Annotated in this window: 13 protein-coding genes; 12 read left to right on the top strand and 1 reads right to left on the bottom strand. The window is 58.7% G+C overall.

The window, feature by feature from the left end; genetic code table 11:
- The 6 genes from B5D49_RS14155 to B5D49_RS14130 form a co-directional block, all read left to right on the top strand.
- Nucleotides 1–627, top strand: a 627-nt coding sequence (locus B5D49_RS14155; RefSeq protein ID WP_078718376.1) for an MlaE family ABC transporter permease, incomplete at its 5' end; no start/stop codon positions are given.
- Nucleotides 628–640: 13 nt separating this feature from the next.
- The gene (locus B5D49_RS14150; protein ID WP_078718375.1) at nucleotides 641–1477 is read left to right on the top strand and encodes an ABC transporter ATP-binding protein; all 837 of its coding nucleotides are present in this window, start codon (nucleotides 641–643) and stop codon (nucleotides 1475–1477) included.
- A gap of 105 nt (nucleotides 1478–1582) precedes the next feature.
- Nucleotides 1583–2071 (top strand): outer membrane lipid asymmetry maintenance protein MlaD, encoded by a 489-nt coding sequence (mlaD, locus tag B5D49_RS14145; RefSeq protein ID WP_327083025.1) that lies wholly within the window; start codon nucleotides 1583–1585, stop codon nucleotides 2069–2071.
- A 65-nt stretch (nucleotides 2072–2136) separates the two neighbouring features.
- Nucleotides 2137–2802, top strand: a complete 666-nt coding sequence (locus B5D49_RS14140; protein ID WP_159447254.1) for an MlaC/ttg2D family ABC transporter substrate-binding protein — start codon at nucleotides 2137–2139, stop codon at nucleotides 2800–2802.
- 46 nt (nucleotides 2803–2848) lie between these two features.
- Nucleotides 2849–3652, top strand: coding sequence for an MlaA family lipoprotein (locus B5D49_RS14135; protein WP_078718373.1), 804 nt, complete (start codon nucleotides 2849–2851; stop codon nucleotides 3650–3652).
- A gap of 2 nt (nucleotides 3653–3654) precedes the next feature.
- Nucleotides 3655–4152: a metallophosphoesterase family protein gene (locus B5D49_RS14130; RefSeq protein ID WP_268802032.1), complete on the top strand. Its 498-nt coding sequence runs from the start codon at nucleotides 3655–3657 to the stop codon at nucleotides 4150–4152.
- 460 nt (nucleotides 4153–4612) lie between these two features.
- On the opposite strand, the gene sat is transcribed toward B5D49_RS14130, so the two are convergent.
- Nucleotides 4613–5896, bottom strand: a complete 1284-nt coding sequence (gene sat, locus B5D49_RS14125; RefSeq protein WP_078718371.1) for a sulfate adenylyltransferase — start codon at nucleotides 5894–5896, stop codon at nucleotides 4613–4615.
- 575 nt (nucleotides 5897–6471) lie between these two features.
- On the opposite strand from sat, the gene aprB reads away from it, so the two are divergent.
- The 6 genes from aprB to B5D49_RS14095 all read left to right on the top strand — a co-directional run bounded on the left by aprB (nucleotide 6472) and on the right by B5D49_RS14095 (nucleotide 14735).
- Nucleotides 6472–6966, top strand: a complete 495-nt coding sequence (aprB, locus tag B5D49_RS14120) for an adenylyl-sulfate reductase subunit beta (RefSeq protein WP_078718370.1) — start codon at nucleotides 6472–6474, stop codon at nucleotides 6964–6966.
- A 64-nt stretch (nucleotides 6967–7030) separates the two neighbouring features.
- The gene (gene aprA, locus B5D49_RS14115; protein WP_078718369.1) at nucleotides 7031–9022 is read left to right on the top strand and encodes an adenylyl-sulfate reductase subunit alpha; all 1992 of its coding nucleotides are present in this window, start codon (nucleotides 7031–7033) and stop codon (nucleotides 9020–9022) included.
- Between the two features lie 162 nt (nucleotides 9023–9184).
- Nucleotides 9185–10432, top strand: coding sequence for a CoB--CoM heterodisulfide reductase iron-sulfur subunit A family protein (locus tag B5D49_RS14110; protein ID WP_078718368.1), 1248 nt, complete (start codon nucleotides 9185–9187; stop codon nucleotides 10430–10432).
- A gap of 3 nt (nucleotides 10433–10435) precedes the next feature.
- Entirely contained in the window at nucleotides 10436–12712 is a 2277-nt protein-coding gene (locus tag B5D49_RS14105; RefSeq protein ID WP_078718367.1) for a hydrogenase iron-sulfur subunit, read from the top strand.
- 13 nt (nucleotides 12713–12725) lie between these two features.
- Entirely contained in the window at nucleotides 12726–13988 is a 1263-nt protein-coding gene (qmoC, locus tag B5D49_RS14100) for a quinone-interacting membrane-bound oxidoreductase complex subunit QmoC (protein ID WP_078718366.1), read from the top strand.
- A 60-nt stretch (nucleotides 13989–14048) separates the two neighbouring features.
- Nucleotides 14049–14735, top strand: coding sequence for a hypothetical protein (locus B5D49_RS14095; protein ID WP_078718365.1), 687 nt, complete (start codon nucleotides 14049–14051; stop codon nucleotides 14733–14735).
- Nucleotides 14736–15175: the final 440 nt, after the last annotated feature.

Below are 15175 nucleotides of genomic sequence, written 5' to 3'. Positions count from 1 at the left end.
TCCATTACCGTTATTGCCTTGATCGGCCTGTTCACGGGCATGGTCATGGGCATGCAGCTCTACTTCGCGCTGTCCCTGTTCGGGGCGGACGGATTTTTGGGAACAGGCGTGGCCCTCTCCATGGTTCGCGAGCTGGCCCCCGTGCTTACGGCCATCATGGTCACGGGCCGGGCCGGATCCGCCATGACCGCGGAAATCGGGGTCATGCGCATTTCCGAGCAGATCGACGCCCTGGAGATCATGGGCATCAATTCCATGAGCTACCTGGTCAGCCCCAAGATGGCGGCGTCCATCATCAGTTTTCCCATCCTGACCTGTTTTTTCAATCTCATCGCCCTGTTTGGTGGCTGGCTCACGGGCGTACTGCTCTTGGGTGCCAATGAGGGTGTCTATTTCTACCGCGTGCAGCAGTCGCTGGAGTGGAGCGACATTTCCGGCGGGTTCATCAAGGCGTTGGTGTTCGGAATCGTTGTTTGCACCGTGAGCTGCTACCAGGGATATTTTACGCATTTGCGGCGCGACGCCGTGGGACCGGAAGGCGTGAGTCAGGCCACCACTCATGCCGTGGTCATGAGCTGCGTGCTCATTCTCATGTCCGACTATGTGTTGACCTCTTTGCTTTGGTAACGGAGAAAAAGGAATGTCCGGCCACAAACACGATATCCGACTGACGGGCCTTTCCGTGGGCTACGGCGGCAAGGCCGTTGTCAGCGACGTGAACGTGACCCTGCCCGGCGGCAAAATCACCGTGATCCTGGGCGGGTCGGGCTGCGGCAAGTCCACACTGCTCAAACACATTCTGCGGCTGCACGATCCCATTGCCGGGGCCATCCACATTGGTCGCCACAACATCATGGAGTTGAGCCGTAAACAATGGGCCTGCCTCAAGCTGCGCCTGGGACTGTTGTTTCAGGACGGTGCCCTGCTCGGTTCCCTGACCCTGGGGGACAACGTGGCCCTGCCGCTGCGGGAACATACCCGCCTGAAACCCCGCCAGGCGCAGGAAATCGCCGTTGCCAAGCTCGGGCTGGTGGGCCTGGAAAATTTCGCCCATCTGTATCCCAACCAGCTTTCCGGCGGCATGCGCAAGCGTGCGGGCTTGGCCCGGGCCATGGTCATGGATCCGGCCATTTTGTTTTGTGACGAACCCACGTCCGGGCTTGATCCCATCAACTCCGCGGAATTGGATCAGTTGCTGCTGGAACTCAAGCAGCGGTTTGATATGACGCTGGTCGTGGTCAGTCACGATCTGGCCAGCATGCGCACCATTGCGGACCATGTGGTCGTGCTGGGCGAGGGCCGGGTTTTGTTCGACGGTTCCCTTGAGGAGCTGGAGGCCACTCGTGATACGTATTTACGTCGGTTCCTGGACCGTCTGGCCGAGGAGCGCGATACTCCGAGGCTGGGGACGGCCCAATTGGACCCGTCCGTTATGAAAATGGACTGCTCCCGTCTGCTGGGCGGGGAGGCGAGATAACGCCGAGACCGCTTGTACCCAGGACGGGGCAAAGGGATCCAAAGACCGAAAAGCCCCACGCAGTCTCCAGGTGCAACGCAGGGAACAGGAAAAAGGAATGTCCAGATGGCCAATGTGAAAAAATATTCGAAAGAAACCGCGGTGGGCATTTTTGTGTTCATCGGGCTGCTCTGCATCACCTACATGAGTGTCAAACTCGGAAACGTAAAGCTGTTCACTGACGAATACTATAATGTTTCCGCAGTGTTCACAAAGATTACCGGGCTGAAGGTCAATGCTCCGGTTTCCATGTACGGCGTGGAAGTAGGGTTTGTGGAAGCGATTGATCTGGATCTTGAGGGTAAGGAAACCAACGGCGTTCCGGTTGCGGTTGTCTCCCTGGCCATCCAGCGGGATTACCAGGTCGACGACGAGGCCGTGGCCTCCATCAAAACCAGCGGTCTCATCGGCGATAAATTTGTTGATATCGCCCTGGGGCTTGGTATGGATACACTGCAGGACGGAGACGTGATTTACGATACCAACCCTGCCATCGATCTTGAAGATTTGATTAGCAAATTCGCCATGTCCGATAGCGGCGCAGGCGAGGAATAACCGCTTTGCGCGGGGCGCGTCCATCCGAGCCGATGCCCGGCGCGTGCAAGAGGGGGATTCGGACAGTGAAACGATGCATCATCACCACACTCATGCTGTTGGTCCTGGCCTGCGCGGCAGGAGCGGCCCAGGCCAAGACGCCCACGCAGACCTTGGAAACAGCTCTGGATCAGCTGCTTGCTATCCTGCAGGATCCACGATATGACACTACTGATGGAATATCGGAGGATCACCTTTCCGCGCTGCGCGATGAGGTGGAAAATTTCTTCGATTTCAGGGAGCTGACCAAACGCGCCGTGGGGCGGCCCTGGCTGAACTTTACGGATCAGCAACGGGACGAACTGACCAGCGTTTTTAAAAAGCTCCTTGAAAAAACGTATTTGCGGAAGCTGAACACCGAGTACCTCAATGAGTTGGCCGCTTTTGATGAAGATTCCATCGTCTTCCTCGATGAGCGGGTCAAGGGCGACAAGGCCATGGTCTACGCCCGGTTCCAACTGACGGATAAACCGCTTGATGTGAACTTCCGGCTCATTGAACGGGAAGGGCATTGGTGGACGTATGACGTCATCGGTGAAGGACTGACGTTGCTGGGTATCTATCAGGACGAATTTAAAAACGTTTTGGTAAATCAGACCCCTGACGACCTCATCCGCCTCCTGGAAGACAAGATCACGGCGCTTGACGAAAAGCGTGAAGAACAGAGCGCTGCCGAGGCAGCATCAGAATAAACCGCCGGAAAATGACCCGGCCATCCAAGCGAGAGGATGAATCATCATGAAACGTTCGCTCACCGCCACACTGCTGCTGCTGGCTCTTGCCTTCGCGCTTTCCGCTGTTCCCGCCGCTGCCTCGGAAGAGGCGCAGGTAATGGAAGTGGCCCAATGGGAATACGATGCCGGGGACGAGTTTAGCGAAGCCTTTGATGCCCAGGGCAATGCGCCCACGGCGGAAGGGGATGTCGTGGACCGTACCCCCGACCCGTTCGAAGGATGGAACCGTTTCTGGTTCCAGTTCAACGATAGACTGTATTTTTACCTGGTGAAGCCTGTTTCCCAGGGATACGCCTACGTAATCCCGGAACGGCCCCGCCAGTGGGTGGAAAACTTTTTCACCAACCTCATGTTTCCGGTTCGATTCGTGAACTGCCTGCTCCAGGGCAAGCTTGATTCCGCAGGAATGGAAACATCCAAGTTCATCGCCAATACCGCGTTCGGACTCGGCGGCCTGGCGGACGTGGCCTCGGATATGGATCCGGTCCGTCCCACCCCCCCTGGCGACGAGGACTTGGGGCAGACCTTCGGCTCCTGGGGTATCGCCAACGGGCCGTACCTTGTCTGGCCCATCATCGGACCCAGCACGGCCCGCGATTCCGTGGGCTACGTGGGCGACCATTTCATTACGCCCACCACGTACCTGCATCCCTGGTACTGGTCCGTTGCCGCCAAAGCCTATGAAAAAGTCAACTTTGTGTCTCTGCGTATCGGTGAATACGAAGGCATAAAGGAAGGGGCCATCGACCCCTACGTGACCTTCAAAAGCGCCTACCTGCGCTATCGGGAAAAGAAGGTGTCCAAATAGTCGTGAGCACAACAAAGACAATCGCGGTCATTTCGGACACACACATGAACCAGCCTCCGGGCTGGTTCTTGCGTGTGTATGAGCAATATCTCCAGCCCGCCGATGCTGTCCTGCATTGCGGGGATATTACCGGACCCGCAACCTATCATGAGTTGCTGCAGCATCCATGCTTCCACGCGGTGCTCGGCAATTGTGATTGGGATCCGAATCTTGGAACGGAACTCATCCCCATGCTTCGCCTGGAGCTGTTTGGCCTGCGTATTGGTATGGCCCACGGCTGGGGAAGTCGGCCCGGCGTCCCTGCCAGGGTTGCCGAGGCGTTTGGTACCGAGGTTGATCTCGTGTGCTTCGGGCATACCCATAACAGGTTCTGGTCCGATGAATTCGGTCCCATGCTCTGCAATCCCGGCTCCGTGGCGGAAGGCTCCATGGCGCTCGTAACGATTGATGCTGATCGGGAATTGGCATGTACGTTTGTTGATCTGGATATGAAGAGTTAGTTTTTTTCTGCCTTCGGCGACCAGGAGGGAAACCTTTCTGAAGAAAGGTTCTCCCCCCTGGACCCTCTTTCCAAAGACTTTTCCTCGCTCCAGGCCTGCGGCCTGTCGTTTTCCCTTTCCCCCTCCCCAAACAAAAGAGCGGCCTAGGCCGCTCTTTTGTTTGGGGGCGCACCGTTGCCGCGAGTTTCGGGAGGGCGGAGCCATCCCGGAAATCGCGGCAACATGAGATCGCGCCGCCGCGCTGTTCCGCCTTGCCACTCCCCCGACTCCCTTTCACCCCACGCCCCCGGCCGCGCGCAGCGCGAGACCGGTAAATGGGGGTCCAGGGGGCCACGGGCCTCCTGGCCGCCGGAGGCATGCCTTTATATATAAATGTAGTACCAGGGCGTACAAAAATAATCAAAAAAAAGGGGAGACAGACTGTGCTGTCTCCCCTTGGAATGCGATGCAATGAAGCGAGTTACTTCATGTCGGAGCCGGAAGCGGCTTTCTGCATCTTGACCTCGACCTTTTCGGTCAGGTTCTCGTAGTAGTCGCGCAGGATGTCGAGGACTTCGTCACGACCGAAGTGATCGGGGATCTCGGTGCCTTCGGACAGACCCTTACGCAGCTTGGTGCCGGACAGGATGACGCGGTCTTCCTTGGTGTGCGGGCAGGAGCGCATGGAGGCCATGCCGTCGCACTTGTAGCAGTAGAAGGTCCAGTCGATCTTCATGGGCTTGGTGATCAGAGCCTTTCCGGGCTCGGGGCAAGCTTCGGTGGCATAGGGGATGCGGTCGAAGATTTCCTGGGCTTCGAACAGGCCGTAGAAGTCGCCCACGCCAGCGTGGTCACGACCGATCAGCATGTTGTTGATGCCGTAGTTCTGACGGAAGGTGGCGTGCAGCAGGGCTTCGCGCGGACCGGCGTAACGCATGTCCAGCGGGTAACCGGCGTTGATGACGTTTTCGGGCACGAAGTACTTGTCGATGAGGGTCTGGATGCACTTGATGCGCACGGATCCCGGGATATCGCCAGGCTTCAGGTTACCGATGAGGGAGTGGATGACCACGCCGTCGCAGACTTCCACGGCGATTTTGGCCAGGAACTCGTGGGAGCGGTGCATGGGGTTACGCAGCTGCAGGGCGGCCACGTTGTTCCAGCCGCGCTTTTCCATTTCGGCACGGATCTGGGCGGGGGTCAGGTATACGCCGGGGTAACGCTCGGCGTAGTCGCCTTCGGAGAGGACTTTCACGGGTCCGGCCAGGTTGAACTTGCCCTGGGCCATGACCATCTGGACGCCGATGTGGTCTTCGAGGGCGGTCTTGAAGAAGTCGCCTTCGGAGTCTTCGCCGTGGCCTTTGTAGACCATTTCGGATTCCCACTTTTTGTCGGCTTCGGTCATCTCGTACTTTTCTTCCACCTTCATAGTGGCGTAGATGATGCCGTCCGGGGCTTCCAGAGCGATTTCGTCACCGACTTTGACTTCTTCGTCATCGGTGTCGAGGGTGACCGGGACGGGCCAGAAGGTGCCGTCGGCCATGAGGAACTTTTCACAAACGCCTTTCCAGTCGGCCTTGGTCATGAAGCCGCTCAGCGGGGAGAAGCCGCCGATGCCCATCATGATCAGGTCGCCTTTGGCGCGGTTGGAAATCTGGATTTTTTTCAGGCCTTCAGCCTTTTTCTTCTCAGCGTCGAGCTCGGCGCCTTCCAGCAGGCAGCAGACGAGGCCTTTGCCTCCATGAGGGGGTACCAGTTTGGACATATGATCCTCCATTAAATTGGTGTTAGCCGTTCACCTCAGCCAGGGCAATACGCGGCAGGGGCAACCTGCCCTTGCCGCGGCGAAAGTGCTCTGCACTCATAACGTGGGATTGGTTATGTCCCGATTGTGAATCTTGTGTCAAGGGCAAAATTTCTCAAGGGGTGCGTATATGTGTTGTAGGAGGAGGGGGAGAGTATGGCTAAATTTTATCTAAAATTAGTCTAGAAACAGCCTGTGGAAAATGTTCGTAAAAAAGTGAGTAAAAACAAGAGATATTAAAATAAATAGGAAAAGAGCCGCTTGAGAAAAAAAACACTTGCGAACCGCAAGGGGTTGAAATATGGATGGGCAAGTTGAGAGTGGATGACGGCGGATTCCAAAAAAAGGGATCCACGAGGCGTTGAGGAATTTCAGCTTCGCCTCGCTTGTTCAAAAATTCACTTTCACCTTGACACCTCTTGTCCAGCTTGCTATTTCCGCTCTTCATAGCCTGGGCAATAGGCGAACAATATACATTGGTTGAAGGCTCTGTCGGTAGATGTGTAAGTTACTTAAACACCTTAGGAGGATATGCTATGCCGACCTTTGTCAACCCGGAAAAATGTGACGGCTGCAAGGGTGGCGAAAAGACCGCTTGCATGTACATTTGCCCGAACGATCTCATGATCCTGGACCCTGATGAAATGAAGGCGTACAACCAGGAGCCTGACGCTTGTTGGGAATGCTACAGCTGCGTTAAAATTTGCCCCCAGGGCGCCATCGAGGCCCGTCCCTACGGCGACTTCGCTCCTCTCGGCGGCACCTGTATCCCCATGCGTTCCGCTGAGGACATCATGTGGACCGTCAAGTTCCGCAATGGTTCCGTGAAGCGCTTCAAGTTCCCCATCCGCACCACCCCTGAAGGCTCCATCAAGCCCTTTGACGGCAAGCCCGAGCCGGGTGACCTGGACTCTGAACTTCTGTTCACCGAGACCGAACTGGTTGCCCCCAAGGAAGCCCTTGGCAAGAAGTTCGACGTGACCGACGCTGACATGACCCGCGTGTGGAAGGGCGGCGAGCTGGACGGCTAGCCGAGGCTGGTCCGTTTACGCTTGTTTGAGAACTTGAATCGAATTTACTCAAGGAGGAACTGATATGCCTCTGCTTCCCATTAAAGAAGCTTCCAAAGGCGTTGCTCTTGCCGAACCTGAAGTAATTGAAATGCACGCTGACATCCTCATGGTCGGCGGTGGCATGGGCACCTGCGGCACCGCTTTCGAAGCCGTGCGCTGGGCCGACAAGGTCGGTGGCGACATCTCCATCATGCTGTGTGACAAGGCCGCCCTCGAGCGCTCCGGCGCCGTGGCGCAGGGTCTGTCCGCCATTAACACCTACCTGGGTGAGAACGATGCCGACGATTACGTCCGCATGGTCCGCACCGACCTGATGGGCCTCGTCCGCGAAGACCTGATCTTCGACCTGGGCCGTCACGTGGACGATTCCGTCCATCTGTTTGAAGAGTGGGGCCTGCCCTGCTGGATCAAAAAAGACGGCAAGAACGTTGACGGTGCCAAGGCCAAGGCCCAGGGTCTGTCCCTGCGCAATGGCGACCCCTGCGTCCGCTCCGGCCGCTGGCAGATGATGATCAACGGTGAGTCCTACAAGTGCATCGTGGCTGAGGCCGCGAAGAACGCCCTGGGCGAAGAGCGCTACATGGAGCGTATCTTCATCGTGAAGATGCTCCTGGACGCCAATGAGCCTAACCGCATCGCCGGTGCCGTCGGCTTCTCCACCCGTGAGAACAAAGTCTACGTGTTCACCTGCAACGCCGCTGTCGTGGCTTGCGGTGGTGCCGTTAACGTGTACCGTCCCCGCTCCACTGGTGAGGGTATGGGCCGCGCTTGGTACCCGGTCTGGAACGCCGGCTCCACCTACACCATGGTGGCTCAGGTCGGTGGCGAAATGACCATGATGGAAAACCGCTTCGTGCCCGCCCGCTTCAAGGACGGTTACGGCCCGGTCGGTGCCTGGTTCCTGCTCTTCAAGGCCAAGGCTACCAACTACAAGGGTGAGGACTACTGCGAGACCAACCGCGCCATGCTGAAGCCTTACGAGGATCGCGGCTACGCCAAGGGTCACGTCATCCCCACCTGCCTGCGTAACCACATGATGCTCCGCGAAATGCGCGAAGGTCGTGGTCCCATCTACATGGACACCAAGACCGCCCTGCTGAGCACCTTCGAGACCCTGTCTCCCGAAGATCAGAAGCACCTCGAGTCCGAAGCCTGGGAAGACTTCCTCGACATGTGCGTCGGTCAGGCCAACCTCTGGGCCGCCACCAACTGCGCGCCTGAGGAGCGTGGCTCCGAGATCATGCCCACTGAGCCGTACCTGCTCGGTTCCCACTCCGGTTGCTGCGGCATCTGGGTTTCCGGTCCGGACGAGTCCTGGGTCCCCGAGGACTACAAGATCAAAGCCGACAACGGCAAGGTCTACAACCGTATGACCACCGTGAACGGCCTGTTCACCTGCGCTGACGGCGTTGGCGCTTCCGGCCACAAGTTCTCCTCCGGCTCCCACGCCGAGGGTCGTATCGTCGGTAAGCAGATGGTCCGCTGGGTCGTCGACCACAAGGACTTCAAGCCGGCTCTGAAAGAAAGCGCCGCTGACCTCGCCAAGGAAATCTACCAGCCCTGGTACACCTACGAGGAAGGCAAGGCCATCTCCACTGACCCGGTCGTGAACCCGAACTACATCACCCCGCGTAACTTCATGATGCGCCTGATCAAGGCCACTGACGAGTACGGCGGCGGTGTTTCCACCCTGTACATGACCTCCAAGGCTCTGCTGAACACCGGCTTCTGGCTGCTCGGCATGCTGGAAGAGGACTCCAAGAAGCTGGCCGCCCGCGACCTGCACGAACTGATGCGCTGCTGGGAGCAGTTCCACCGCCTGTGGACCGTGCGCCTGCACATGCAGCACATCGAGTTCCGCGAAGAATCCCGCTACCCGGGCTTCTACTACCGCGGCGACTTCATGGGCCTGGACGATTCCAAGTGGAAGTGCTTCGTGAACTCCAAGTACGATCCCGCCACCGGCGAGACCTCTATCTTCAAGAAGCCCTACTACCAGATCATCCCCGAATAAGCGGGACGATCAACTCGGCTGCGGGCCACATGGCCCGCAGCCTTTTCTTCTGGCAGTGGGAAGATGGTCTGAACCCGGCCTGGGACATGTACGTCGTCCTTGCCTGGGTTTAGGCCATTTTCTTGAGTGGGCCTTCTAATGATCATCTAGGGAGGAATGAGAATGTCGAACAACAGTATTCTCGTAGTTGGCGGTGGATTCGCAGGGATCACCGCTGCCTTGGAGGCCGCTGAATTAGGCTACGAGGTCTTCATTGTGGAGAAGAACCCGTACCTTGGCGGACGAGTGGCGCAATTGAATCAGTATTTCCCGAAATTGTGTCCTCCCTCCTGCGGGCTTGAAATTCAGTTCCAGCGCATCAAAAAAAATCCGAAAGTCAAGTATTACACCTTGTCCCAGGTGGATTCCATTTCCGGAAGCGCCGGCAACTACAACGTCACCGTGACCAAACAACCCCGGTATGTGAACGCGCGTTGCACCTGCTGCGGCGAGTGTGCCAAAGCCGGAAGAACCGAAGTGGACAGCGAGTTCGACTTCGAAACCGGTAAGCGCAAGGCCGCCTACACCACGCACCTTTTCGCGTTCCCCGCGCGCTACACCATCGATCCCGACACTTGCGACAAGATCGAACTGGAGCGCATCAAGGACGCCTGCCCCTACGACGCCATCGACCTCGAAGAGCAGCCCAAAACCTTTGATCTGAATGTGGGCAGCATCGTCTGGGCCACTGGTTGGAAGCCCTATCCCATGGAAAAGCTCACCAACCTGGGCGGCGGCAAGGTGCCGAACGTTATTTCCAACATGCAGATGGAGCGGCTGGCTTCTCCGTCCGGTCCCACCGACGGCCGGATCGTGCGGCCCAGCGACGGCGCCGAACCCAAGCGCATCGCCTTTGTGCAGTGTGCCGGTTCCCGCGACGAAAACCACCTCAACTACTGTTCCTACATCTGCTGCATGGCCAGCCTCAAGCACGTGCGCTACCTGCGGGAACGCTACCCGGAAGCCAAGGTCGTGGTCTACTACATCGACCTGCGCACCCCGGGACGTTACGACAAGTTCAAGTCCCTCACCGTGGATGACCCGAATCTCTCCCTGGTCAAGGGGAAGGTCGCGGCCGTTGCCGAGGACAAGGACAACAACCCCATCCTCACAGTGGAAAATGCCGTCACCGGCATTAAAAACGATGAACAGTTCGACCTCGTGGTGCTCGCCACCGGCATGCAGCCCAGCGCGGCCGGGGAAAAGCTGCCCGCCGGACTGCCCGTGGACGAGGAGGGCTTCATCATCGGCGGCGAAGACAAGGGCATTGTGGCCGCCGGCTGCGCCAAGCTGCCCCTGGACGTCATGAAGACGGCCCAGAGCGGAACCAGCGCCGCCCTCAAAGCCATCCAAAACGTTGTCGGGAGGTAAAAAATGGCTGAGAAGCTTGGTGTATACATTTGCGGCGGTTGCGATATCGCCAAGAGTCTTGATGTGGAGGGGCTTGCCGAGTTCGTGAAGAACGGCAGGCACCAGTCCCTGTGCCCGGTGGTCAAGACCAGCCCGGTGCTGTGCTCCCCGGAGGGACGCGCTGAAATCGAGGCGGACATCGAGGCCGAAGGTTTGGACGGCGTGGTGGTTTGCGCCTGCTCCCCGCGCGTCAAATGGGACGTGTTCGAGTTTGGTGCCACCCAGGTCAATCGCGTAAACCTGCGCGAACAGTGTGTCTGGACCTTTGCCGATGAACCGGAAAAGGAAGACCTGCTCGATTCCATGGCCAAAGACTATGTCAACATGGGCATCGTCTACCTGAATAAGAGCAGCGTCCCCGAGCCGGAAGTCGAGAAGTGTTCCGAGACCATCATGGTTCTGGGCGGCGGCTTCACCGGTATGAACGCGGCCCTGAACGTGGCCAAGGCCGGCAAGGACGTGGTCCTGGTCGAAAAGGACGCGGAACTCGGCGGCAAGGCCAGGGACATGTACAAAACATTCCCCCTGACCTACCCCAACACCCAGCTTCAGGACACCGGGCTGGATAAGCTCATCGCCGAGGTTCAAGCCAGCGATAAGATCACGGTCAAGACCTCCGCCACGCTGGAAAAGCTCAAGGGCGCGCCCGGTCACTACACCGCGGTCATCAACGGTGAGGAACTGACCATCGGCGCCGTGATCCTGGCCACCGGCTGGGTACCCGGCAACACCGAATATCTGGCCCCCCTGGGCTACGGCAAGTTCAAGAACGTGGTCACCACGTCCGAACTGGAAAAAATGGCCAAGAACGGCGGCATCAAACGGCCGTCCGACAGCAAAGCGCCCAAGAGCGTGGCCTTTATCCTGGATGTGGAAAAGTTCATGGCCGACGTGGACTATTCCAAGCCTGCCGTGTCCGTGTGCGAGGCTCCCGACGATCTGCCCTGCGACGGCAACGAGGAAGAGGGCGAGGAATGCGAAACCTTTGTCTACGAAGACAAGGAATCCGCCCGCCATCTGGCCTACAGTGCTGAAATCTCCAGCCTCGTGGCCCTGAAGCAGGCCGCTTATGTTCGGGAAGATGCCGAAGCCATGGCCTATGTGCTCTATGACCACATGATGGTTCCCGGCGTGAACGAACGCTTCTACAAGGTCGCGCAGGATGATCCGGGCGTCATGCTTTCCAAAGCCCGTGTCACCGAGATCAAGGAAGGCGCCGGAAGCTCCCTGATCATCAGCGCCAAGAACACCCTCCTCGGCGAGGAAGTGGAAATCATGGCCGATATGGTCGTACTGCCCACGGCCATCGTGCCCGGCACCGCCCATGAGCCGACCATGAACTTCGAGTATCGCCAGGGTCCGGCCTTCCCCGATCTGGAACTGTTCGACGGATTTGCGGATTCCAACTACATCTGCTTCCCGTACGAGACCCGGCGCACCGGCGTGTACGCCGCAGGTTGCGTTCGCCAGCCCATGCCCCTGAACCTGGCCCAGGACGACGCCGCGGGCGCGGCCCTGAAAGCCATTCAGTGCGTGGCTAGCGCGGATCACGGCGTGTCCGTGCATCCCCGCTCCGGTGACCGCTCCTTCCCGGTCTTCAACTTCGTGCGTTGCACCCAGTGCAAACGCTGCACCGAGGAATGCCCGTTCGGCGCCCTGGACGACGACGAAAAGGGTACCCCGATGCCCAACCCGACCCGCTGCCGCCGTTGCGGTACCTGCATGGGTGCCTGCCCTGAGCGCGTCATCGGATTCGATAACTACAACATCGACCAGATGGGTTCCGCCATCAAACAGGTCCAGGTACCCGACAACATGGACGAGGGCGGACCCCGCGTCATCATCCTGGCCTGCGAAAACGACGCCTATCCCGCGCTGGATATGGCCGCCTTCCGCGGACACTCCTGGAGCCCCTACGTTCGCGTGCTTCCGGTGCGCTGCCTCGGCTCCGTGAACGCCATCTGGGTCGCCGACGCCATGAGTAAGGGCGTGGACGGCGTGATGCTCCTCGGCTGCAAATACGGCGACGATTATCAGTGCCACTTCATGAAGGGATCCGAACTGTGCAACCGCAGAAAGGAAAACATCGCCGAATCGCTCAACCGCCTGGGCGTCGAACCCGAGCGCGTGGAGCAGTATGAAGTCGCCATCGACGAGTACGACAAGGTGCCTGGACTGATCGAAGAGTTCATGACCAACGTCGTCGCCAAGTTTGGCCCCAACCCCTTCAAGGGCTACTAGGAGGTATTGGACCATGTCGAACCCCGTCAAGGTTCAGCCGGATCTCAAATTTGTACAGGAACTGCAAGCTGTTGGGGGTGAATCCCTCAAGAAGTGCTACCAGTGCGCCACCTGTTCGGTGGTCTGCCCGCTTTCGCCCCAGGACGATCCGTATCCGAGAAAGGAAATGGTCTGGGCGCAGTGGGGACTGAAAGACCGGCTTGTCAACGATATCGATATCTGGCTCTGCCACAACTGCGGCACCTGCTCCGACCTGTGTCCTCGTGGAGCCAAGCCCGGCGATCTGCTCGGCGCTTTGCGCAATATGGCCTACCGTAGCCTGGCCGCGCCCAAGATCATCGGCAAATGGATGAGTTCTTCCAAGTATCTGCCCCTGTTGGTGGCCATTCCCGCCGCCCTGTGGCTGATCATCTGGGTCATCCGCGCCTCGCAGCTGGGAACCGCGTTCCCGCTGTTTGAAGCCTCCGGGCACGGCTGGAAGGCCGTTGCCGACGGCGCTGTCGTCTACGGCGGTCTCTTCCCGGGCGACTACACCATCGACCCCATCTTCGTACTGACCTTCTTCACCATGGTGGGGATCTTCGTCGGTGCGGTGCGCAAGCTTCTGGCCTCCTTCGCGGACCTGCCCCAGGTCTACGTACTCGGCCAAAAAGAAAAGCCGTCCTTCCTGGCCGCGCTCATCGACACCTTCAAGTATGAAGTGTTGCGCAACAGCCAGATTCAGGAATGCGGGGACGAACCCGTGGACGCGCAGCGGTACAAGGGCCACATGTTGCTCATGTATTCCTTTGTCGCGCTGGCCATTGTCACCGGCATTGTGGCCGCGACCCACTGGGGCGGTTACTTCCTGGCCTGGATCGGTGCTCCCGAGGGGCTGACTAACTTTGTGGCGCTCGTGGGACACACTCCCATGAACCTCGCCAACCCGGTTAAGCTCCTGGCCAACGTCGGCTTTGTCGCCGGTCTGCTCGGCCTGATCGGACTCACTGCCCGGCGCATGGGACTGGATAAAGCCAAGCAGGGTTCCTCCTGGTATGATTGGTACCTGTTGACCATCATCTGGGTCGTGTTCCTCACCGGCTTCGGCGCGCAGGCCTTCCGTCTCATGGGACAGAAGTTCATCGCCTACCCGACCTACTACATTCACCTCGTGTCGGTGTGGATGCTCTTTGCGTACCTGCCCTGGTCCAAGCTCGGTCACCTCGTGTACCGCACCGCGGCCCTGGCCTACGCCAAGAAGATCGGCAGAATCCCCATGGGACCGCGCAATAACTAGCGCGCCCGGGCGAAGAATCAACAAGGAAACAACGTTTCTACCTTTTTGAGGAGGCATACGATGTCCGACGTCAAAGAAACCCCCGAAGTCCAGGAAGTGCAGGAAAAGGTGTTCCCCATCAGCACGTTCGTCACCGCGCTGCGCGGCGCCGATCAGGTGGACGCCGAACTGCTGGAGTTCCTCTCCTTCGTCACGCAGACCGATGTGAACGCCGACCTGGCCCCCGTGGCCGCCGGCCTGTCCAAAGGATACATCTACGAGGTCGAGCCGAACCTGACCAAGCAGGCCGAAGGCGAACTCAGCGGACTTGGAAACAAAGTCAAATTGGCGCCCCTGGCCGGGACCGAGTTGTCCCAGGCCCAGGCCGCTCTGAATAAGCTCACTGAGCTGCAAAAAGAAAATGCTGACCTGAAAGCCCAGATCGAAACCCTGACCGCTGAAAAGGCCGACCTGGACGCTAAAGCCAAGTCCCTGTCCGCTCGTGTCAAGGTGATCGACGACGCCAATAAGGCCGGTGAGTCCAAGATCGAACTTTCTTCCAAGAAAGTTGACGACATGGTTAAAAAGCTCAACGCGCTCATGGAAGAAGTGGACAAGGTCAAACAGCAGGGCGTGGTCGTTGCCGGTGCCGCCGGTGACGGAGCCGCTGCTGCCGATGGTGCGGGCGGAGATGCCCCCAGCACGGGCGGCGCCCCCGAAGAAGACTTCGGTTTCGGCTCCAACCCCTTCGCGGATTCCGAGTGGTAAACCGCGACCTCCCAAGATCATAGATGGTACCCAAGGCTCCTGCTTCGGCAGGAGCCTTTTTTGTGCAGGGAGAGAAAAGCATGCCTCCGGCGGCCAGGAGGCCCGCGGCCCCCTGGACCCCCATTTACCGGTCTCGCGCTGCGCGCGGCCGGGGGCATGGGGTGGGAGGGCGTCTGGGCGTGGGCAGGCGGAGCAGTGCGGCAGCGCGATCTCATGTTGCCGCGATTTCCGAGATGGCTCCGCCCTCCCGAAACTCGCGGCAACGGTGCGCCCCCAAAAGCAAAGGAACGGCTTCGGCCGTTCCTTTGCTTTTGGGGAGGGGGAAAGGAGGAGGTGAAACAAAAGAAAAAACGATAACCGCGACAGGCCGCAGGCCTGGAGCAAGGAAAAGTCTTTGGAAAGGGGGTCCAGGGGGAAGAACCTTTCTTCAGAAAGGTTTT

It is taken from the genome of Paucidesulfovibrio gracilis DSM 16080, assembly GCF_900167125.1.
GTDB classification, from domain to species: Bacteria; Desulfobacterota; Desulfovibrionia; order Desulfovibrionales; family Desulfovibrionaceae; genus Paucidesulfovibrio; species Paucidesulfovibrio gracilis.
The sequence above is the reverse complement of the archived record's forward strand: the minus strand, read 5'-3'. Positions and strand labels throughout refer to the sequence as shown.